The following is a 20,838-nucleotide window of genomic DNA, read 5'->3' as shown; positions in this document are numbered from 1 at the left end:
CCCGGAGGTGAATGCATGGCCGACGAGGTGGTGAGCCGCCGGCGACTGCTGGCCGCGTCGCTGGGCGCGGCCGCAGTGCTGCCACTGGCGGCGTGCCCGTCACAGCAGGCGCCACCGAACGTCGAAAGGGAGGTCCCCGAGGTGTCGAGAGTGTCGCCAGGGCGCAACGTACGGGACTTCGGGGCGGTCGGCGACGGCATGGCCGACGACACCGAGTCCATCGCCCGCGCGGCGGCGGCCGGGGAGGGTCCCGCAGTGCTGTACCTGCCGGCCGGGTACTACCGCGTCACCGCGTGGCCGGATCTGCCCGACTTCTCGACGGTCACCGGCGACGGCGGCGACGTCACCATCGTCTTCTACGAGGGCGACGGCACCCTGGTCTCCCTCCGCGACCGGCACCGCGTGCGGTTCGCGCGGATCGGGTTCTATCTCACGGGCCCGGAAGCGGTGGCCGTGTCGCTGTCGGGCTCGTTCCGGTGTTCGTTCGACTCCGTCGTGCTGCGGGGCAGCCACCTCAGCGAGAATTTTCCGCAGTACCGGGCGCAACAGGGTGTCGTCCTCGAGGGGAACACCGGCGGAACGGCGTTCGTCGACTGCGACATCAACAACTTCGGCATCGGGATCGTCACCTCGTGCATCCAGAACTACCTGACGGCGTCGAAACTGACCAACAACTACGTCGGCGTCCTGGGCACCGGCAACGACAACAATGCGGGATTGTCGCTGACCAACGTCGAATTCGTCTCCGACAACGACCCGAGGACGACGGACAAGCACATCCGCATCGACGGCGCCGCGAACAACTGGTGGCTGACCAACGTGTGGTTCGAGGGCGCCGACATCGCTCTGTCCGTCGGTGAGCGCGGCCGCGGCGGCCCCTCCCAGTTCGGACTGATCAACTGCAAGATCGCGGCCAGGAACGTGTGCCTGGACCTGATCCATTGCCGGCAGCCGTATCTCGCCAATGTCCGCTTCGATCCGGACACCGAGGTCTTCCCCACCGAGTTGCGGATAGACCCGGAGGGCTGCCCGGAAGGCACGGCCGTCAACCTCGTCTCCAGCGCGTCGACCGACATCGATCTCGCGGTGTTTCCGGAGGGCTGGAACGTGACCGGACGCGGAATCGTCTCGGGCGCGGTCTTCGCGGGGCCGGTCGTGGCCCGCGCGGTCGGCGACGACGACCTGCTGCAGGCGCAGAATCGCGACGGTGAAACACTTTCCGCGATCCTGTCCGACGGGTCGTGGCTGTCGGACAGGCCCGAGTCGGGTCCCATCCTCAAGGACGACGACGGGCGGTACTGGCGGTTGCGGGTCACCACCGACGGCAGGCTCGGAACCGCGCCACTGGGCGATCGACGGCCGGCGGGATGAGCGGGAACCACACCGCCCGTGCGGGACCGGTCACGACAGCACGCCGTCGACGACGTGCTGCATCCGCTCCCGGAACACCGCGCGCGAGAACGTCTCGGCATGGGCGCGGATCACGGCGGGATCGTAGGGAGCCCCGTCGAAGCCCGTCATGGCGGCGGCGAAGTTGTCCACCAGCTCGGTGTCCCTGCCGCCTGGAACGAGCCGCCCGCTCACCTCCGGGACGACACTGTCGAGGGCCCCGCCCGCGCCGAGGGCGAGCACCGGCGTGCCGCAGGCCATGGCCTCGACCGGCACGATCCCGAAGTCCTCGACCCCGGGCATCACTAGAGCCCTGGCCCGCCGATACATGTCGACCAGCTGCTCGTGCGGCGCCCGCCCGAGGAACGTCACCGTCGGCCCCGCGATACTGCGACAATGGTCGAGGCTGCGGCCGTCGCCGACGACCACGAGACGCACCCCGGCCGCGTTGGCGGCCAGGATCGCCAGATCGGGCCGCTTGTAGGGCACCAGGCGCCCCGCGAGCAGGAAGAAGTCCTCCCGGGGAAGACGAGGATCGGGGGTGAACGACTCCGTGTCGACCGGCGGATGCACGACCACGGCGTCGCGGTGCCACCACCGGTTGATCCGGTCGGCGACGGCCGTGGAGTTCGCCACGATCCGGCGCAACCGCGGCGCGGCGGCGAGTTCGGCGCGCCGGGCGGACGACGCGAGCAACGCCAGCGCCGCCCCTCCGAGCCGGCCACCGGCCTCGCCCTTGCGCAGCGAGGCGTCCCACGCCCACCGGGCCGGGCTGTGCACGTACGCGATCGTCGGCACGGTCGTGGCGAACACGGCCTGCGTGGCGAACGCGTGATGGCTGACGAGCACGACGTCCGCGTCGGCCAGGTGCATCCCGCGAAAAGCCCGCGGCATCAACGGCAGAAGCGGCGCGTACGACCGCTCCCCGCCCAGGTGGTACAACCGGTCGAGCCACGTCGTGTCGGTCCGCGTGCGCAGGACGGGTGGGATTCCCGACGAGCGCGCGATCGGCACGTGGGCCCGCGCGTCCGGCCACTGCACGGCCAGCTGCTCGACGACGTGTTCCGAGCCCGCGATCTCGGTGAACCGCTCGTGGACGAGGGCGACGCGGGGGGCGTTCATGGACCGGGACGACCGGCGGCACCGGCGCCGCGAGACGTACGCGGGGATCCTCGATCCGGACGGATCATGCACCACCCCTTTCGGTCCGGACTGCTCGGACGACCTCCACCCCAGCATGGACGGTACCAGCACGCGACCTCCGCGTCAGGGCATTCGGGCTGCTCGCACGGGCTCCGCGGGCGGGCGGCCCCGACCCGATTCCGGATCCGATTCGACCGTTCCGGTCGAAACCGTACGGCTCCTACGGGTACGCTTGGCACACACCCTCGACCGCCGATGCCGCCGTTGTCTCGTCCACCCCGGCCGGACCGCTGAGCAGAGGTGAACGCGTGAAACGTCCCAGGCCGTCGGTCGTGCTGTCGTCAGCCGGCCGCCTCTATACCCGCCCCCTGCGGCACCGGTTCCGCCGCCGGCAAGGGCGCACCCTGTGCTTGCGGATCGGTCCGGTCGAGGTGTCCGGACACGTTGTGTCCCTGCGGTCGCCACGGTTGTCCGATTGGCCGCAGTGGCAGGCCATCCGGCTACGGGATCAGAAGTTCATCGAGCCGTTCTGGACGTCGTCCCCGCGCCCCTGGGCGCAACGGCACACCGAACGGGACTGGGCCGACGAGTTCCTGCACGCCCGACGCGAGGCGCGCGCCGGGCGGGCACTGCCCCTCGTCATCGAGGTGGACGGCCGGCTCGCCGGTCAGTTCAACCTCGAGCGCATCGACCGGTGGGCCGGCTTGGCCGAGGCGGGAGTGTGGATCGACTCGACCCTCGCCGGCGAGGGAATCGCCCTCGCCGCCGGTTACCTCCTCGCCGAGTACGCGTTCGGCACCGTCGGACTGCACCGCATCACCGCGCCCGTGTGCGTCGGCAACGCGCCGGCGGCGCACTGCGCCGAGCAGGGCGGGATGCGCCGGGAAGGCACCATGGTCAGTTATCTCGATGTGGGCGGCCGGCGCAAGGACCACGACCTGTGGGCCATCACCGCGGAGATGTGGGCGGCGCAGAAGGACCGGATTCCAGATCGCGCCCGTCGGTGAGCTCGCCGTCGACAAACCGCGCGATGCGGTCGAAGACGGCCCTGCTCGCCCGGATCTGGTCCTCGGCCCGGGCCAGCAACGCGGGCCGCGACTCGGGCGCGCCGGCCCACATGCTCCGGATTGCATCGCGGAGCCGGTCCTCCATCCCGTCCCGGTCGAGCCGCACCGTCTCGATGCCGGTCCCGAACATGGAATTCAGGCCGGCGAACTTGTCGTCGTAGTACCGGGACGTCGACAGTCCCACCACCGATATCCCCTGGGACAGCGCGAAGACCGCGACGTGGTAGGCGCCGGTGACGATGATCCGGCACCGGCCGACCTGCCGCGAGAGTGCGCGAGCGCCGGCGAACCGGCCGAGGGGCCGCACCGCGCCGGGATATCCGTCCAGGAGCGGCATCGTGGACCGTCGGTCCTCCGCGTCGTGCTCGGACACGATCAGCGGAACGATTCCGCCACCGTATCCGGCCGCCGCATCGCGCACGACACGACCGACGGAGTCCTGGATCACGGCCCCGACCGGTGAGTACTCCGCGACCCTCAGGCACACCCCGAGGTCCGTGCCGAGCTCGGCCCGGCGCGTGGAATAGCCCAGTTCGACCGCATCGTCGCCGGTCACCACGATGCGCTCCGGCGGAACCCCCAGGGAGCGCAGCAGTTCCGGGCCCCGCACGTCCTCGCGCAGTGCGATCAGGTCGACCCGCGGAAGCACGCGCGCCGCCCGCTCGAGCAGGTCCGGTTCGGTCAGCGGGCCGAGACCCTGACCCGTCATCGCCGTGGGGATTCCACGCTCGGTGGCGTATTCGAGCAGATCCAGAGTACGTTCGGTCTGGAACCGATCGACGTCGGTCATGTATCCACCGCCGATCGCCACCACGACCGAGGCCGTGTCCACCGCGTTCGGCACGCATCCACCGTCCCTGCTGAGTGCAGCGCGGCCCGGAACGACTGTCCTCGACGCGGGCTCGTTGCTCGCGGCGCCGCGGCCGACAACTCGCCACACCCGCCGCGCGACCCTCCCCGGAAGAGCGACGGCGGCGTCCCAGCCGTTCATCGGCACACCCGCGACCTCGGGGCCGATCCGGCTCATCGGACCCGGCCGCCGGCGCCACCGCGGCCAGTTCCCGCCCCGCTGGTAGCAAATCGGATCGACACGCGATTCGTAGGCGCGCAACAACGCCGGGGCGGAGGTGAGAACCCCGATCCGTGCATCCGGCCACCGTTCGGCGAACCGCCGGACGGTCACGTCGAGAATCGCCAGATCGCCCCTGTTGTTGAGCCAGTACTCCCCGTTCTCGAGGAGGACGCGGACTTCGGACCGGGGGGACGCCGCGCGTGGAATGCGATTCGCCATGTCAACACCTTCGGGCATTCGCAGAGTCGGGGATCTCGGGCCGCAAGCCACACGCGCCTGCCCGAATTGTCCGGGCCGGCAAGGTAGGTCGAGTCGACTCGAACAATACCCGATTCCGTGCGGCCGCGTCCGTACCGTGGGCGCTGCCGGTCGGGGCGGGCCGGGTACGCAACACCGAATTCACCCGTTCACCACGACGATCGTCGCCGCGGATGAAACAATCGAAGCCCGCGCAAGTTCTCCGGGGGTTCGCGCATGAGTCACCCGTCCGAACATCTCCGTCGATCGTTCACCCGGTCGACCGCACTCCAGGCCCGGCTCCACGAGATCGTGCCCGGCGGTGCGCACACGTATGCCCGGGGCTCCGACCAGTACCCGGAATCCATGGCACCCGTCCTCGAACGCGGGGCGGGGGCCCGCGTGTGGGACGCCGACGGAAACAGCTACGTCGAGTACGGGATGGGCCTGCGGTCGGTGACGCTCGGGCACGGCTACCGTCCCGTCGTCGACGCCGTCGCCACCGCGATCGCCGACGGCACCAACTTCAGCCGGCCCACCACTCTCGAGGTGGCCGCAGCCGAGGACTTCCTCGCCCTGGTGCCCGGCGCCGACATGGTGAAGTTCGCCAAGAACGGCTCCGACGCCACGACCGCCGCGGTGCGCCTGGCCCGGGCCGTCACCGGCCGCCGGCACGTGGTGGCGTGCGACCAGCCGTTCTTCTCCGTCGACGACTGGTTCATCGGCACCACCCCGATGAAGGCAGGAATCCCCGAGGAGATCACCGAGCACACCCACCGGTTCCGGTACAACGACCTCGACTCGCTCGACCGGGCGCTGTCGGCCAGGCCGACCGCGTGCGTGATCCTCGAGGCCGCCACCGCCCTCGCCGAACCCGATCCCGGCTTCCTACCCGGCGTGCGCCGACTGTGCGACAGGCACGGGGCCCTGCTGATCTTCGACGAGATGATCACCGGATTCCGCTGGTCCGAGCACGGGGCACAGGGCGTGTACGGCGTGCGGCCGGACCTGTCGTGCTGGGGCAAGGCGATGGGGAACGGCTTCCCCGTCGCGGCCCTCGCCGGCCGGCGCGAATTCATGGAGCTCGGCGGTCTGCGCACCGACGGGGACCGGGTGTTCCTCCTGTCGACCACGCACGGACCGGAGTCCGGCGGACTGGCCGCGTTCCGCGCGGTGGTGCGTGCCTATGCGACCGAGGACCCGATCGGCCGGATGGAAGCGGCGGGCCGCAGACTGGCCGACGCCGTCAACGCCGCGGCCGCGGACCTCGGCGTGGACCGGTACGTCCAGGTGATCGGTCGACCGTCCTGCCTGATCTTCGTCACCCGCGACCCGAACCTGCAGCCGTCTCAGGAATTCCGCACGCTGTTCCTGCAGGAGATGCTCCTCCGGGGTGTACTCGGGCAGTCGTTCGTGATCTCGGCGGCCCACACCGACGCCGACCTCGAAGAGACGGTGGAGGCGGCGCGCGGCGCCCTCGCGGTGTACCGGCAGGCGCTCGACGCGGGCGGGGTCGCCGGCTTCCTGCACGGCCGGCCCGTCGCCCCGGCTCTGCGCGCCCGTGCGGAGCCGCGGCGGCTCGGCGAGGCGCCGGTCGGAACTCACTTCTCCCAGTAACGCACCCATGCGTCCGCGTCGAGACCGCCGTACGGCACGCCGTCGGCGTGAGCGGCCTTCTCCGTCGCGCGCACCGTCGCGACGAACTGCAGCGTCGCGCTGCGCAGCGCGTCCTCCGCGCCACCGTCGCCGGTGACGTACACCGTCCGGAGTTCGGGCGGGACGAGGTGCGCGGGAAGCCCCGCCCGGGTGGCCCGGGCGATCACCTTGTCGGTCAGCGCCAGCGCCGGCTGCGCCGTCGCGATGCCGTCGAGGCAGGAGGGCCGCGCCTTCTCCGCCGCCTTCGCCACCTCCCACGCCGCCTCCTGCTCGGCCACGTCGATCGGGCCGGTGTGACCGTTGGTCAGGTGCGGGCTGCGCGACGCGAGCTTGGCGGCGAGCGTGTCGGCGACATCGTCGACGGTGAACGGGTCGGTGCCGGACTCCTGCGCGATCCGCGAGTGGAACAGCACCTGGAGCAACAGGTCTCCCAGTTCCTCGCGCAGGCCGTGCGGGTCACCCTCCTCGATCGCGTCCAGCAGCTCGTACGTCTCCTCGAGCAGGTAGCGGCGCAACGAGTCGTGTGTCTGGGTGACCTCCCAGCCGCCGAAGCCCCACAGCCGGTCCATCACGTCCACGGCACGCAGCAGGCGCTCCCCCGGCGCGGGCGGGGCGGCGATCACCCGCTCTCCCCGCCGTACGCGGTCGCGCACCGCCTCGTGTCCCGCATCGACGGCGATCAGCGTCTCGGCGCCGGATCCCACGGGGGCGCCCAGGGTTTCGCGCACCGACACCGGCACGTCGTCGGTGCAGTCGAGCGGCCCGGTCAGCAGCGGCACCGCCTCGAGCGGCACCGATCCGGGCCGGTACGGGTCGAGCAGAATCACCGTCACCGCCGTCGCCTCACATTCCCCGTCGCTGCGCTCGCCCCGGTCGTCTTCCCCGTCGCTGCGCTCGCCCCGGTCGTCTTCCCCGTCGCTGCGCTCGCCCCGGTCACACGCTCGCGGCGGTCGGCACGCGCACGTCCACCGATCCCTGCGCCTTGCCGTCCAGGGCGAGCAGGAAGTCCGCTATGTACTGCAGCAACTCGACGTCGCGCACCCGCTCGGAACCCACGCCGCCGGTCCGCGGCAACGGCAGTTGCACGATGCCGCTCGTGGCGCGGTACTGCGCCGCCGGATAGAGCCGCTTGAGCCGCATCTGCTTCGAATCCGGCAGGTGCATCGGCGAGATCTTCAACTGGGTGCCGGAGACCGCGACCTCCTCGAGGTCGTACTCGCGGCACAGCAGGCGCAGCTTGGCCACCGACACGAGCCGGCCGACCTCCTCGGGCAGCGGACCGTACCGGTCGACGAGTTCCTCGACCACCGCGGCGATCGCGTCGTCGTCGTGCGCCGCCGCGAGCTTGCGGTAGGCCTCGAGCCGCAGCCGGTCGGAGGTCACGTAGTCCGGCGGGATGTGGGCGTCGACCGGAAGATCCACGCGCACCTCCTTGGCGGCCTCCTCCGTGGCGACGGGGCGGCCGTCCGCGGCGGCCCGGAACGCCTCCACCGCTTCGCCGACGAGACGCACGTACAGATCGAATCCGACGCCGGCGACGTGACCTGACTGCTCCGCGCCCAGAACGTTTCCCGCGCCGCGGATCTCGAGGTCCTTCATGGCCACGGCCATGCCCGCGCCGAGATCGGAGTTCTGGGAGATCGTGGCGAGCCGGTCGTACGCCGTCTCGGTCAGCGGCTTCTCGGGCGGGTACAGGAAGTACGCGTAACCCCGCTCGCGGGAACGGCCGACGCGTCCGCGTAGCTGGTGCAGCTGCGACAGCCCGAGCGAGTCGGCGCGTTCGACGACGAGGGTGTTGGCGTTGGAGATGTCGAGGCCCGTCTCGACGATGGTGGTGCACACCAGGACGTCGTACTGACGCTCCCAGAAGCCCTGCACGGTCTTTTCGAGGGTGTCCTCGTTCATCTGTCCGTGCGCGACCGCGACCCGCGCCTCGGGGACGAGGTCGCGAATTCGCTTGGCGGCCTTGTCGATCGAGCTCACGCGGTTGTGCACGTAGAACACCTGTCCGTCGCGCAGCAGCTCGCGGCGGATGGCGGCGGCGACCTGCTTGTCCGCGTAGGCGCCCACGTAGGTGAGCACCGGGTGCCGCTCCTCGGGCGGGGTGAGGATCGTCGACATCTCGCGGATGCCGGCCATGCTCATCTCCAGGGTGCGCGGAATCGGCGTAGCGGACATGGTCAGCACGTCGACGTGCGTGCGCAGGGCCTTGATGTGCTCCTTGTGCTCGACGCCGAATCGCTGCTCCTCGTCGACGATCACGAGACCGAGGTCCTTCCATCGCACGCCGGTCTGCAGCAGCCGGTGGGTGCCGACGACGATGTCGACCTCGCCGTCGGCGAGGGCGGCGATCGTCTCCTTCGCCTCGGCGGAATCGGTGAAGCGGCTCAAGCCCTTGACGGTGACGGGGAACGACGCCATCCGCTCCGTGAAGGTCTGCAGATGCTGCTGCGCCAGCAGCGTGGTGGGCACCAGCACCGCGACCTGTTTGCCGTCCTGCACGGCCTTGAACGCGGCACGCACCGCGATCTCGGTCTTGCCGTAGCCGACGTCGCCGATGACGACGCGATCCATCGGGACCGCCTTCTCCATGTCGGCCTTGACCTCGGAGATGACGGTGAGCTGATCCTGGGTCTCGGTGAACGCGAACGCGTCCTCCATCTCCTTCTGCCACGGGGTGTCCGGCGCGAACGCGTGCCCCGGGGCGGCCTGGCGGGCCGCGTACAGCTGCACCAGCTCCCCCGCGATCTCGCGGACGGCCTTGCGCGCCTTGCGTTTCGTGTTGGCCCAGTCGGAGCCGCCGAGCTTGCTCAAGGCGGGCATCTCGCCGCCGACGTAGCGGGAGAGCTGGTCGAGGGACTCCATCGGCACGAACAGCCGGTCACCCGGCTGCCCGCGTTTGCCCGGCGCGTACTCGATGACCAGGTACTCGCGGCGGGCGCCGCCCACGGTCCGCTCCACCATCTCCACGAACCGGCCGATGCCGTGCTGATCGTGGACCACCATGTCTCCGGCGGTGAGTGCCAGCGGATCCACCTGGTTGCGGCGCTTGACCGGCGTGCGCCGGCCCTCGGCGGCGGTCACCCGGTTGCCCGTGAGATCGGACTCGGTGACGAGCACCAGTCCGGGCACGTCCGCGCCGTCGCCCGGCAGCACCAGGCCGTCGTGCAGCGCGCCGCACAGCACCCCGACCGTGCCGCGAACCGGTTCGGCCCCCGGATCGAGCCGCGCTGCGGGTACGTCGTTCTCCTGAAGCCGCTCGAGCACCCGCTGCCCGGTGCCGGCACCTGCAACGACGATCGCCGCCCGCCCGCCGGTGGTTACGTGCGCGCGCAGGTTCGCGAAGAGCATCGTCAGCAGTTCCTCGGACCCGCGCACCTCCGGCGCCGACTGCACGTCGAGCACGACCTCGGTGTCGGCGCCCGACGCCAGCGGGCTCAGCGTCCACCACGGCCGGCCCGCCGCTTCCGCCGTCTCCCGCACCCCGGTCAGCGGGCGGTATGCGGAGGCGGCCAGGTCCACGCCCTTCATGTTCGCGGTGTCCAGCGGCGCGGCCCCGCCGAGCGAGGCCGCGGTCCACGACGCCTCGAGGAACTCCTGGCCGGTGCGCATCAGGTCCGCCGCGCGGGTGCGGACCTTCTCCGGATCGCACAGCAGCACGTGCGTACCGTCCGGCACGACGTCGGTCAGCAACTGCAGTTCGCCGGTCTGCAGCACCGGCAGCAGCGCCTCCATGCCCTCGACCGGAATGCCGGAGGCCATCTTGTCGAGCATCTCCACCAGGGCCGCGTCGGCCGGGTTGTCCTGGGCGAGGCGCGCCGCGCGTTCCTTGACCTGCTCGGTCAGCAGCAGTTCCCGGCAGGGCGGGGCGATGAGGGTGCTCACCTCGAGTTCGGGGATGGACCGCTGGTCGGCGACGGAGAACGGGCGCAGCTCGGTGACCTCGTCACCCCAGAACTCGACTCGCACCGGGTGGTCCGCGGTCGGCGGGAAGACGTCGAGGATGCCGCCGCGCACCGCGAACTCGCCGCGCTTGCCGACCATGTCGGCACGGGTGTAGGCCAGCTCGACGAGCCGCTCGATCAGCTCGTCGAAGTCGTGCTCCGCGCCGACACGCAGGGTGACGGGCTCGATGTCGCCCAGACCGGGGGCCATCGGCTGCACCAGCGAGCGCACGGTCGCGACGATCACCCGCAACTCGGGTCCGTAGTCGCGGTCCTCGGGGTGCGCGAGCCGGCGCAGCACCTGTAACCGGCGGCCGACGGTGTCGGCGCTGGGCGAGAGCCGCTCGTGCGGCAGCGTCTCCCACGAGGGGAACTGCGCGACGACGTCGCCGAGCATTTCGCGCAGCTCCGCCGTGAGATCGTCCGCCTGACGGCCGGTCGCGGTCACCACGAGCAGCGGCGTCTTCGCGGCGAGCGCGGCAGCGACGAACGGCCGGGCCGCGGGCGGGGCCACCAGGGCCTGTGCGGCGGTCCCGGCGAGGGCGGCCACACGCTCGAGCTGCGCGTCGGCCAGCGCGATCCGCGCCAATCCGGACAGGGGGGTGACGGACACGTCGGACACGGGAAGGGCGCTCCTGGGGTTCGAGAAGAGGACCGTCCGAGTCTATGCGGTGTCCGGTTCGAACGGCCAGGACCACTGCCGCGGGCGGCACGGCAACACAGCCGCGGGCGGCACGGCAACACAGCCGCGGGCGGCACGGCAACACAGCCGCGGGCGGGACGGTTCAGGGCGGGTCCGCTGCCAGTAGGTCGGCGCTGTTGTCGCCGAGCGCTGCGCGCGCCCACGCGGCCAGCCGCGACCGCAGAGCGGCGTCGGCGAGCTCCTCGCCGGGCCCGAGCCATCGCCGTCGCGCCATCTGGTGCAGCACACGCACGGCCCGCCGGGGATCGGCGTCGAGGACGTACGCGACGAAGGCGTCGGGTGTCTGTGGCTCGACTCCGGACCGCTCGAGCGAGCGCGCGAGACCGGCGTCCGTGGTGACGACGACGTCGGCCTGTGCGAACAGCGCCACCGCCGTCAGGTGCGCGTCGCGGGGATCGCTGACGTACGGCACCTCGCGCAGCACCGTGGCGGGCCAGCTCACCCGTGCCTCGGGGAAGGCCGTGTCGAGTTCGGAGAACAGGAAGTCCCGCGCCGGGCGCGACATGTGCGCCGGCAGCCTCCGCTCCACCTCGGCGACGATGCCGTCGCTCCAGTAGGGCCGGTACAGCGCGTCCTCGGCGAGGGCGAGCAGCACGTCGCGCACGCGCGGCGGCGTCAGTGCCGGCGCGTCGAGTACCGCCCGGATCGGCACGATCGTTCCCCCTAGAAGTCGTCGTCGTACAGGCCGTCGCGTCGGCTCAGGTCGGCGACGGCGTCCAGGGCCCGGCTCCGGGCTTCGGCCCTCCGGGCGGCACAGGCGAGGACGTCGGCGCGGCGGATGCGCCGGTGCAGGCCGTGGAACCGGGAGGGCAGGGTGCCGTCGTCGACGAGACGGGCCACGTACGCCCGGCCGACACCGAGCACGTCCGCCGCCTGTGCCGTGGTCAGCAGCGCGGGCACCGGGACGATGGTCACCGCGGCGTCGGCTCCGGACTCGTCGAGGATGCGGGCGAGTGCCGCGCCGGCCGCAGCCGCGTCGAAGGGTCCCAGGGTCACGGCGGCGATCGTGTCAGGCGAGGGCGGCCGGCGCAACGATTGCCTCCGGGATCAGACCCGGAGCCGGCGCGAGGCGAACTGCTTGAAGTACTCGGCCTTGGCGGGCGGGACCAGGGCCGGCAGCATCAGTCCCCACGCGTTCTCGAGGTATTCGACGAGGGCCTCACGACAGTCGAGCGCCGCCGCGACCATGCGTACCCCGGTGAGCACCTGCAGGAGGAACAGACCGACCATGTCGGGGTCCACGTCCTCGTTCAGGTCACCTTCGGCCAGGGCGCGCTTCGCGAGGTCGCGCATCGTCGCCAGCCAGGTGTCGAACAGGCGGTCGCCGGTCCCCCGGTAGTCCCCGATCTCCACGGCCAGGCGGAACATCGCCCGGACGACCGGATCGTTCCGGGACAGGTCGACGGTGAGGACGGACAGCTCGATCAGTGTCTCGAGGGCCGGGGTGCGGTCGTTGATGGTCGTCACCGCGGCCTCGGCGAGACGCGCGAAGCCCGCGTCGACGACGCCGCGGGCGAGCTCTTCCTTGGACGCGAAGTGGAAGTACAACGCACCTTTGGTGACGCCGGACTCCTGGATGATCTCGTTGAGGCTGGCGTTCGCGTAGCCGAGGTTCATGAAGATCTCCGCGGCACCGCGGACCACGGATTCGCGGGTGACTTCCGCGCGGACCTGCCGAGCCATTCACGGCCTCCCGGACGGACTCGTACGCAGGAGACGATCCGGGCGATCGGCGCCGATCGCCGCTCGGTTGATCACCGCGATCACCTGGCATCCCTTCTCGAGTCGGCTGGGCAACGATACCACCTGGTAGAGGGACGATCGGGGGACTGCGCCACCGGCTCAGGAGGTCCCGAGCTGCGGGTCCGCCTCGAGGTGCGTGAGTCCGTTCCAGCACAGGTTCACCAGGTGGGCGGCCACGACCTCCTTCGACGGGCTGCGCTCGTCCAGCCACCACGTCGCGGCCGTCGCGACCATGCCCACCAGTGCCTGCGCGTAGAGCGGAGCCAGGTCCGGGTCGAAGCCGCGGCGGGAGAAGTCGCCGGCGAGGATGTGCGCCACCTGCCGCACCGCCTCGTTCAGCAGGGACGAGTACGTGCCCTCCTCCGCGGTGACCGGGGAGTCCCGCACGAGGATGCGGAAGCCGTCGGTGCGTTCCTCGACGTAGGTGAGCAGGGCCAGCGCCACCCGCTCGACCCGGACGCGCGAGCGGTTCTGCGTCAGGCTCGCGCTGATCATCGACATCAGGGTCGACATCTCCCGGTCCACGACGACGGCGTACAGCCCCTCCTTGCCACCGAAGTGCTCGTAGACCACCGGCTTGGAGACCTGGGCCCGATGGGCGATCTCCTCGATCGACGCCGCCTCGTAGCCGCGCTCGGCGAAGATCGCCCGGCCGATCTCGATGAGCTGTTCCCGGCGCTGGGTGCCCGTCATCCGGACCCGCGGGCTGCGGTCGGCGTGGTTCTGCGACGGTTTCGACACGTAGTACATCCTTTCCGGCACCCGGCCGGACCCCGGGGCCACCGGAAAACCCCGGGGACGACGCGCGGCGGGTTGCGCTCAGCCTATCCGGGACGACGACGCGCCCGGCCCCGCGTTCGACTCCGGGCGTGGCGGCATGCGAGGATCACAGACGCATGACCGGGGCGTCGGCGCCGGGAATGCGGCAGTCCGCCGTGGTGTAATCGGCAGCACCTCTGATTTTGGTTCAGATAGTTCAGGTTCGAGTCCTGGCGGCGGAGCAGGGCAGTCGGGGCCCGTGAGCTCCCCTGCCGGTGCCGAACCTGCGCATGTCGAACGTCGAGGGAGCTTCATGCAAGTGCAGACCGCAGTTGTCGTCCTGGCGGCCGGAGCGGGTACGCGAATGCGGTCCAAGACCCCCAAGGTGCTGCACACCCTCGGGGGCCGCACGATGCTCGCCCATTCGCTGCACGCGGCCGCGGAGCTGGACCCGGACCACCTCGTGGTGGTCGTCGGGCACGAGCGCGAGCGGGTGTCCGCCGCGACCGCCGACATCGCCGAGACGCTCGACCGCAAGGTGTCGATCGCGGTCCAGGACCGGCAGCTCGGCACCGGCCATGCGGTGCAGTGCGGGCTCGACGCCCTGCCCGGCGACTTCTCCGGCGTGGTCGTCGTCACCAACGCCGACGTCCCGCTGCTCGACGGCCACACGCTCGAGGCGCTCGAAGCCGAGCACCTCGCCGAGCCGATGCAGTCCGCGGTGACCGTCCTGACGTTCCTCGCCGACGATCCCACCGGGTACGGCCGCATCGTCCGGAACGGCCACGGCGAGATCCGCGAGATCGTCGAGGAGGCCGACGCCGACGCCGAACAGGCCGCCATCGACGAGGTCAACGCCGGCATCTACGCCTTCGACGCCGAGTTCCTCCGCGGCGCACTGACCCGGCTGCGGGCCCACAACGCCCAGGGCGAGCTGTACCTGACGGACGTGGTCACGATCGCGCGGCAGGACGGCCGGGCGGTGTTCGCCGCCCAGCTCGCCGACGCGACGAAGGTCGCGGGCGCGAACGACCGGGTGCAGCTCGCCGCGCTCGCGGCGCAGCTGAACCGGCGCACCCTCGAGCACTGGATGCGCTCGGGCGTGACCGTCGTCGACCCGGCCAGCACCTGGGTGGACGTGGACGTCGTCCTCGCCCGGGACGTGACCCTGCTCCCCGGGGTGCAGCTGCACGGCCGGACCGTGGTCGGCGAGGACGCGGTGATCGGCCCGGACACCACGCTGACGAACGTGCGGGTCGGTGCCGGAGCGTCGGTGGTGCGCACCCACGGTTCGGACTCCGTGATCGGCGAGGGGGCGACCGTCGGTCCGTTCGCCTACCTGCGTCCGGGCACCGACCTCGGCGAATCCGGCAAGATCGGCACCTTCGTGGAGACGAAGAACGCCGAGATCGGACCGCACTCGAAGGTGCCGCACCTGACCTACGTCGGCGACGCCACCATCGGCGAGCACTCGAACATCGGGGCTTCGAGCGTGTTCGTCAACTACGACGGCGTGCACAAGTCGCACACGGTCGTCGGATCCCACGTCCGGACCGGATCGGACACCATGTTCGTGGCGCCCGTGACGGTCGGCGACGGCGCCTACACCGGCGCCGGCACGGTCCTGCGCCGCAACGTTCCACCGGGGGCGCTTGCGGTGTCGGGTGCGCCACAGCGCAATATTGAAGGCTGGGTCCAGCGGAACCGCCCCGGGACCCCCGCGGCCGAGGCAGCGACTGCAGCACGGCAGCAGCAAGAGATCGAACGGCAAAAGGACGGCCAGGACCAGTGACCTCCAATTGGATCGACAACCAGAAGAACTTGATGCTCTTCTCCGGCCGGGCCCACCCCGAGCTGGCGGAGCAGGTGGCGAAGGAGCTCGACGTCCAGGTCACCCCGCAGACCGCGCGGGACTTCGCCAACGGCGAGATCTTCGTGCGGTTCGAGGAGTCCGTCCGCGGCTCCGACGCGTTCGTGCTGCAGAGTCACCCGTTCCCGCTCAACCAGTGGGTGATGGAACAGCTCATCATGATCGACGCGCTCAAGCGAGGATCGGCCAAGCGCATCACCGCCGTTCTGCCGTTCTACCCCTACGCCCGCCAGGACAAGAAGCACCGCGGCCGTGAGCCCATCTCCGCCCGCCTGATCGCCGATCTGCTCAAGACCGCCGGCGCGGACCGCATCATCACCGTCGACCTGCACACCGACCAGATCCAGGGCTTCTTCGACGGCCCCGTCGACCACATGCACGCCCAGGGCCAGCTCGCCGAGTACATCCGCGACAAGTACGGCGTCGAGAACATCGCCGTGGTCTCCCCCGACTCCGGTCGCGTCCGCGTCGCCGAGAAGTGGGCCGACACCCTCGGCGGTGCCCCGCTGGCGTTCATCCACAAGACCCGCGACCCGCTCGTGCCGAACCAGGTCAAGTCCAACCGTGTCGTCGGCGAGGTCGAGGGCCGCACCTGCATCCTCATCGACGACATGATCGACACCGGCGGCACGATCGCCGGCGCCGTGAAGATCCTGAAGGAGGCCGGCGCGGGCGACGTCGTCATCGCCGCCACCCACGGTGTGCTCTCGCATCCGGCCTCCGAGCGCCTGGCGTCGTGCGGCGCCAAGGAGGTCATCGTCACCAACACGCTGCCGATCGACGACGAGAAGCGTTTCCCGACGCTCACCGTCCTGTCGATCGCACCGCTGCTCGCGCGCACCATCCAGGAGGTGTTCGAGAACGGCTCGGTGACGTCGCTGTTCAACGGTTCCGCGTAGCCGCGGGAGGCGGTGTACTTTCGGACCGTCACCGGACCGAAAGGACACCCGGCATGTTCACCGGCTTCCCCGTTGCCGCCCTCGACTTCTACGAGGATCTCGAGGCGGACAACAGCAAGCCGTTCTGGGCCGCGCACAAGGCCGTCTACGACGACTGCGTGCGCGGCCCGATGCTTGCGCTGCTCGCGGAGCTCGAACCGGAGTTCGGAGCGGGCAAGGCGTTCCGCCCGCACCGCGACGTGCGCTTCAGCACGGACAAGTCGCCGTACAAGACCCATCAGGGCGGCTTCGTGCAGACCGGGCCCGGCGTCGGCTTCTACGTGCAGATCGACGCGGCCGGGCTGCGGGTCGCCGGCGGCTTCTACCGGGGCTCGTCCGACCAGGTCGCCGCATACCGTGCCGCCGTGGACGATTCGCGCCGCGGACCGCGACTCGAACCGCTCGTCCGGCGGCTGCACCGGGCCGGGTACGAGATCGGTGGCGAACGGCTGAAGACCCGTCCGCGCGGTGTCGCCGAGGACCACCCCCGACTCGACCTGCTGCGGCACAAGTCCCTCACCGCCGCGCGGGCACACCCCTCGCCCGAGTGGATCGACACCCCGCGCACCCTCGACGAGGTGCGCTCCGCCTGGCGCGACGTCCGGCCCCTCGTGGAGTGGCTGACCGCCGCCACCGCCACCTGAAAAGCGTTCGCATCGCGGACGATCCGAGGGTTTGCGTGCCGTACCGATCGGTACGGAAAGTGCTGTGGCACAAGAGTTTGCCGCCCGTACACCTGCCGTCGGCATGATCTTCGTCACGCCGACACCTTCAGTCGCAGGTCGCGCCGGACCCGCCCGAGCGGACCCCACCGGTCTTCACTTAAGGTGGCTCCTCGTGATCGACGCGCGAACCCTCGAGGCCCCCACCGAAAACGCGAAACTCGAGACCGTCCGACGGTGGAAACCCGGAGCCTGCGTCTGGTGCGGCGACACCGAGTCCGTCGAGCCGTTCCGTAACGAACCCCGTTGCGGCACTTGCCGCACGCACGAATCCATCATCGACGAGGCCCGCAAGTTCGTCGGCATGTACGGTCTGCGCCCCATCGGCGGCACACTGCAGTCGGACGACGAGGAGGAGTACGAGCACCGCAAGGCCGCCCGCGACTCGCGCCGCGTCCTCAACGACATCCGGCTCGCCGAGCAACCCGATCCCGCCCTCGTGCGCAAGGCCCTGCGCCCCCGCGCCGCCGCCGTCGTCGCCGAGACCGTGCGCCGGCCCGCCACCCCGCGCACGCCCTCGGTGCGCCCGTCGCAGCGCGCCGCCGAACCGGCGCCGGTACGCACCGGCGGCGTCGACGTCGACGAGATCCAGAACCGCGCCCTCGCGCTGCTCGATCAGCTCTCCGCGATCGATGCGCAGCTCGCGCTCGTCGCCGAGCAGTCCGGCCTCGCCGCCCGCGCCCGCCGCGGCGACCTCGAGAAGCAGAAGGCCACCATCCTGCGCACCCTGGCCGCCCTGGAGAAGGCGCGGCTCAGCGCGACGAGGTAGGAGCTCTCGCCCCCAGGGGAGGTTGTCGCGGCACCGTCCGGTGCCGCAGTCGACAACCTCCCCTCGTCGTCTGTAACGCCTGGTCGGACTACGCAAACCGGACATCCCTCTCCTCGGCCCGGAAGAGACCGGGTAGTCTGCCCGTGCCGAGGGGTCTGTCGGGGACACCGGGGACAACGGTGGAGACCGCACATGCCGGCGTGCGTCGACAGACCGAGCGAGAGGAGTTGCCGTGAGTGTCCCCGGCGCCGTCCGTACCGGGGTACCGACGTGGCGGACGCTGGCCACCGCCGTGCCCCGCGCCCGCCTGTTCGACATGCTCGACCGCGGGTCCGCGCTCACGGTGGTCCACGCACCGGGCGGATTCGGCAAGAGCACGCTCCTGGCCACGTGGCTGCACCGGGGCGGCGCACCCGAACGCGACATCGCGTGGGTGCCGGTGGCGGACGACGCGGCACCGGACCGCATCTGGTCCGACGTCTGCACGGTGCTGGGCGAACACGTCGCGCCCGGTGACCCGGCCGAACAGCTCGCCGAGGTCCTCCGATCCCGCCCGGCGCCGTCCCTGCTCGTCCTGGACGGGCTCCCCGCCACCGCGCTCGACGACCTGCTGCCGGCGATCCGGCACCTGCTCGACCGCTGCCCGTCCGTCGACGTCGCCGTCTGCGTACGGGGCAGCGCCGCATCGGCGGCCGTAGCCACGGCCGGCGTGGACTGCACGTTCGTCTCCGCCCACGATCTGCGGTTCACGCCGCGCGAGACCGCGGAGTTCTTCCGCGCCGCCGGGGTGGAGCTCGCGGCCGACGAGTACGGCGACCTCTGCCGCGCGCTGGGCGGGTTGCCGCAGTTGATCTCGGGTGCGCTGAACGTCGCGCGGCTGCACCGGGGCGCACCGGTCGACCAGGAGGGCCGGCCGTCGCCCGAACTGGCCGTCGCCATCGCCGGGTCCGCATCGGTTCTGCTCGACACGCTGACCGCCGAGGAGCGCGCGTTCGCGCTGCGCGTGGTCGCCGCCCGTGCTCTCGACGCGGAACTCGCCGCCGAGCTCACCGGCCGGTCGGACGCGGCCGGACTTCTCGACCGGCTCGAAGCGCGGGGCCTGCTCGTCGTCGACGAGGCAGCCGAGACCCGGACGTGGGCGTGGCCGTCGGCCCTGCGGCTCGCGGTGCTCGACCAGGCCCGGCAGGAGGAACCCGGGCGGGTCGACGAGCTGATGACCGCGCTCGCGCGCCGCCATCGGGACGCGGGCCGGCCGGCGCCGGCCGCGACGTATGCGGCCGAGGCCCGCAACTGGGCGATGGCCGCGGGCATCGTCGAACGCAGCTGGGGCCAGATGGTCGCCGAGCATCTCGAGGAACTCATTCTCGTGCTGCGGACGATTCCCGAGGACTTTCTGCAGGACTACCCGGCCGTGCTCGCCGGGCGGGCACTGTTCGTGCAGATGCTCGCCGACCATCCCATCCTGCGGGCCTCGCTCCCCGGCGAGCCCGACGAACTGCACGCACTCGGCGCCGGGCCGGACGCCGCGAACGTCCTGCACCTGGCGACCGTGCAGTCGCTCGCGCTGCGGGTCGCCGGCGACTACGTCCGGGGTGCCGCGTGCACGCGGCGGCTCGAACCCCTGGTGCAGAGCATGCTCGCGCACCAGCCGGACAACATCACCCCGCAGTTGCCGCTGCTGCGCGTCCAGTGGGCGATCACCTTCCAGCTCGCCGCGGATCTCGCCGAATCCAACCGGCAGTTCGAATCGGCCTACCGGGGCGGCGTCGCCGCGGGCACCCCGTACATCGTCCAGAACGCCGCCGGCAGTTCGGCGCTGAACTGGGCACTGGTCGGCGACGTGCCGCGTGCCCGCCGGTGGCTCGCCCGGGAGGCGACGGCGGAACCGTCCGACGGGCTCTTCGGCGAACTCGTCAAGGTCGGCGGCCGGGTCGCCACTGCCCTGACCCATCTCGACGCCCTCGACGTCGACGCGGCCGAGGCGATGATCGACCTGCTCGGCGCGCCCAGCGACCGGGAGGAGCTGTGGGGATTCGTCGCCTACGCCCACGCCCAGCACGCGCTGCTCACCGTCGAGGCGTACGCGGGTCTGACGTGGTTGCACCACACCGTCGCCGGCCACGCCCATCGGCACGGCGACGGCGCGTTCTCCCGAACGCTGCTCACCGCGACGGAGATCGACCTGCACCTGGCTCTCGGCAACGGCAACCTGGCGCGCGCCGTGGCAGATCTCGAGCCCCGGCACCACCCGATCCTCGTCGTGCCGGACGCTCGGGTGGATCTGCTCGGCGGGAATCCCGGCCGGGCCGTCAAGAAGCTCGCGCGGGTGTCCTGGCCGGACTGCGGCTTCCCGCGGGCCCACCTCGAGGCGCTGCTGCTCGAGGCCGCCGCCCAGCTCGACCTGGGTAATCCGGGGGCCGCGGCCGTGTGCTGGGAGCGCGCCTGCGCCCTCGGGCAGACGCTGGGCAATCGGCGCGCGTTCACCACCGTGCCGGACCGGCACCGGCGCGAACTCGAAGAGCGCAGCGGAATTGCGGTGCCCGGCGGTCCCGTCGGGGCGGTGTTCCCGGACGAGGTCGCACGGGTCGAGCTGTCCCCGCGGGAGAGGGAGGTGCTCGCGCTACTGGCCGAGGGATGCCCGCAGAGCGAGATCGCCCGCCTCCTGTTCGTCTCTCCGAACACGGTCAAGACGCAGCTGCGCAGCATCTATCGCAAGCTCGGGGTTCACACACGGGTCGAGGCGATCACCCGCGCGCGCGAGCTGCGGCTGCTGCCCGTCACCAGCGATCTCTAGACCCGCCCCACGGGCGGTAGGTCTCGCCGCCG

At 71.3% G+C, this 20,838-nt stretch carries 16 protein-coding genes and 1 tRNA gene; 9 read left to right on the top strand and 8 right to left on the bottom strand.

Translation table 11 applies throughout. The features are described 5' to 3' along the window. The first annotated feature begins 15 nt into the window (after window positions 1–15). Window positions 16–1,371, top strand: coding sequence for a glycosyl hydrolase family 28-related protein (locus RR3_RS00205; protein WP_064065911.1), 1,356 nt, complete (start codon window positions 16–18; stop codon window positions 1,369–1,371). Between the two features lie 30 nt (window positions 1,372–1,401). Here RR3_RS00205 and RR3_RS00200 read toward each other — a convergent pair whose 3' ends face one another. Then, a complete protein-coding gene (locus tag RR3_RS00200) occupies window positions 1,402–2,511 on the bottom strand; it encodes a glycosyltransferase (protein WP_064065910.1) in 1,110 nt (369 codons plus the stop codon). 329 nt (window positions 2,512–2,840) lie between these two features. Between RR3_RS00200 and RR3_RS00195 the strand changes: the two genes are divergently transcribed. After that, window positions 2,841–3,539 carry a GNAT family N-acetyltransferase gene (locus tag RR3_RS00195; protein WP_010592936.1) on the top strand — a complete coding sequence of 233 codons (699 nt, stop codon included), beginning with the start codon at window positions 2,841–2,843 and terminating at the stop codon, window positions 3,537–3,539. Here RR3_RS00195 and RR3_RS00190 read toward each other — a convergent pair. Beyond that, window positions 3,481–4,890 (bottom strand): polysaccharide pyruvyl transferase family protein, encoded by a 1,410-nt coding sequence (locus RR3_RS00190; RefSeq protein ID WP_010592937.1) that lies wholly within the window; start codon window positions 4,888–4,890, stop codon window positions 3,481–3,483. The genes RR3_RS00195 and RR3_RS00190 overlap by 59 nt on opposite strands. A gap of 255 nt (window positions 4,891–5,145) precedes the next feature. Here RR3_RS00190 and RR3_RS00185 point away from each other — a divergent pair, with 255 nt between their 5' ends. Continuing rightward, entirely contained in the window at window positions 5,146–6,525 is a 1,380-nt protein-coding gene (locus RR3_RS00185; RefSeq protein WP_064065909.1) for a glutamate-1-semialdehyde 2,1-aminomutase, read from the top strand. On the opposite strand, the gene RR3_RS00180 is transcribed toward RR3_RS00185, so the two are convergent. The 6 genes from RR3_RS00180 to RR3_RS00155 form a co-directional block, all read right to left on the bottom strand. After that, window positions 6,510–7,397 (bottom strand): nucleoside triphosphate pyrophosphohydrolase, encoded by an 888-nt coding sequence (locus RR3_RS00180; RefSeq protein WP_064065908.1) that lies wholly within the window; start codon window positions 7,395–7,397, stop codon window positions 6,510–6,512. The genes RR3_RS00185 and RR3_RS00180 overlap by 16 nt on opposite strands. Before the next feature lie 100 nt (window positions 7,398–7,497). After that, window positions 7,498–11,130: a transcription-repair coupling factor gene (mfd, locus tag RR3_RS00175; protein WP_064065907.1), complete on the bottom strand. Its 3,633-nt coding sequence runs from the start codon at window positions 11,128–11,130 to the stop codon at window positions 7,498–7,500. 163 nt (window positions 11,131–11,293) lie between these two features. Further along, window positions 11,294–11,863: a PIN domain-containing protein gene (locus RR3_RS00170; protein WP_010592941.1), complete on the bottom strand. Its 570-nt coding sequence runs from the start codon at window positions 11,861–11,863 to the stop codon at window positions 11,294–11,296. An 11-nt stretch (window positions 11,864–11,874) separates the two neighbouring features. Next, a complete protein-coding gene (locus RR3_RS00165; protein ID WP_040274480.1) occupies window positions 11,875–12,207 on the bottom strand; it encodes a helix-turn-helix domain-containing protein in 333 nt (110 codons plus the stop codon). Between the two features lie 51 nt (window positions 12,208–12,258). After that, window positions 12,259–12,894: a ScbR family autoregulator-binding transcription factor gene (locus tag RR3_RS00160; RefSeq protein WP_010592943.1), complete on the bottom strand. Its 636-nt coding sequence runs from the start codon at window positions 12,892–12,894 to the stop codon at window positions 12,259–12,261. Between the two features lie 159 nt (window positions 12,895–13,053). Then, window positions 13,054–13,647 carry a TetR/AcrR family transcriptional regulator gene (locus RR3_RS00155; RefSeq protein ID WP_010592944.1) on the bottom strand — a complete coding sequence of 198 codons (594 nt, stop codon included), beginning with the start codon at window positions 13,645–13,647 and terminating at the stop codon, window positions 13,054–13,056. A 236-nt stretch (window positions 13,648–13,883) separates the two neighbouring features. On the opposite strand from RR3_RS00155, the gene RR3_RS00150 reads away from it, so the two are divergent. The 6 genes from RR3_RS00150 (at window position 13,884) to RR3_RS00125 (ending at window position 20,806) form a co-directional block, all read left to right on the top strand. Further along, window positions 13,884–13,955: transfer RNA gene (locus tag RR3_RS00150), tRNA-Gln, on the top strand. Window positions 13,956–14,026: 71 nt separating this feature from the next. Next, window positions 14,027–15,505, top strand: coding sequence for a bifunctional UDP-N-acetylglucosamine diphosphorylase/glucosamine-1-phosphate N-acetyltransferase GlmU (gene glmU, locus RR3_RS00145; protein ID WP_026137480.1), 1,479 nt, complete (start codon window positions 14,027–14,029; stop codon window positions 15,503–15,505). Further along, window positions 15,502–16,482, top strand: a complete 981-nt coding sequence (locus RR3_RS00140) for a ribose-phosphate diphosphokinase (protein WP_003937863.1) — start codon at window positions 15,502–15,504, stop codon at window positions 16,480–16,482. Before glmU ends, RR3_RS00140 begins: the two co-directional genes overlap by 4 nt. Window positions 16,483–16,535: 53 nt before the next feature. After that, window positions 16,536–17,165 (top strand): DUF2461 domain-containing protein, encoded by a 630-nt coding sequence (locus RR3_RS00135; protein WP_010592946.1) that lies wholly within the window; start codon window positions 16,536–16,538, stop codon window positions 17,163–17,165. Between the two features lie 193 nt (window positions 17,166–17,358). Continuing rightward, window positions 17,359–18,012 (top strand): hypothetical protein, encoded by a 654-nt coding sequence (locus RR3_RS00130; RefSeq protein ID WP_010592947.1) that lies wholly within the window; start codon window positions 17,359–17,361, stop codon window positions 18,010–18,012. 232 nt (window positions 18,013–18,244) lie between these two features. Continuing rightward, on the top strand, window positions 18,245–20,806 hold the full coding sequence (locus RR3_RS00125; protein WP_064065906.1) for a LuxR C-terminal-related transcriptional regulator: 2,562 nt from the start codon (window positions 18,245–18,247) through the stop codon (window positions 20,804–20,806). The last annotated feature ends 32 nt before the right edge of the window (window positions 20,807–20,838 follow it).

Source organism: Rhodococcus ruber NBRC 15591 (assembly GCF_001894945.1).
GTDB lineage: Bacteria > Actinomycetota > Actinomycetes > Mycobacteriales > Mycobacteriaceae > Rhodococcus > Rhodococcus ruber.
The sequence above is the reverse complement of the archived record's forward strand: the minus strand, read 5'-3'. Positions and strand labels throughout refer to the sequence as shown.

What these genes read in the sequence shown, in the direction of transcription:
- RR3_RS00205 (WP_064065911.1), top strand. Translation starts at nt 16, where the DNA reads ATGGCCGACGAGGTGGTGAGCCGCCGGCGACTGCTGGCCGCGTCGCTG.
- RR3_RS00200 (WP_064065910.1), bottom strand. Translation starts at nt 2,511, where the DNA reads ATGAACGCCCCCCGCGTCGCCCTCGTCCACGAGCGGTTCACCGAGATC.
- RR3_RS00190 (WP_010592937.1), bottom strand. Translation starts at nt 4,890, where the DNA reads ATGGCGAATCGCATTCCACGCGCGGCGTCCCCCCGGTCCGAAGTCCGC.
- RR3_RS00185 (WP_064065909.1), top strand. Translation starts at nt 5,146, where the DNA reads ATGAGTCACCCGTCCGAACATCTCCGTCGATCGTTCACCCGGTCGACC.
- RR3_RS00160 (WP_010592943.1), bottom strand. Translation starts at nt 12,894, where the DNA reads ATGGCTCGGCAGGTCCGCGCGGAAGTCACCCGCGAATCCGTGGTCCGC.
- RR3_RS00155 (WP_010592944.1), bottom strand. Translation starts at nt 13,647, where the DNA reads ATGACGGGCACCCAGCGCCGGGAACAGCTCATCGAGATCGGCCGGGCG.
- glmU (WP_026137480.1), top strand. Translation starts at nt 14,027, where the DNA reads ATGCAAGTGCAGACCGCAGTTGTCGTCCTGGCGGCCGGAGCGGGTACG.
- RR3_RS00135 (WP_010592946.1), top strand. Translation starts at nt 16,536, where the DNA reads ATGTTCACCGGCTTCCCCGTTGCCGCCCTCGACTTCTACGAGGATCTC.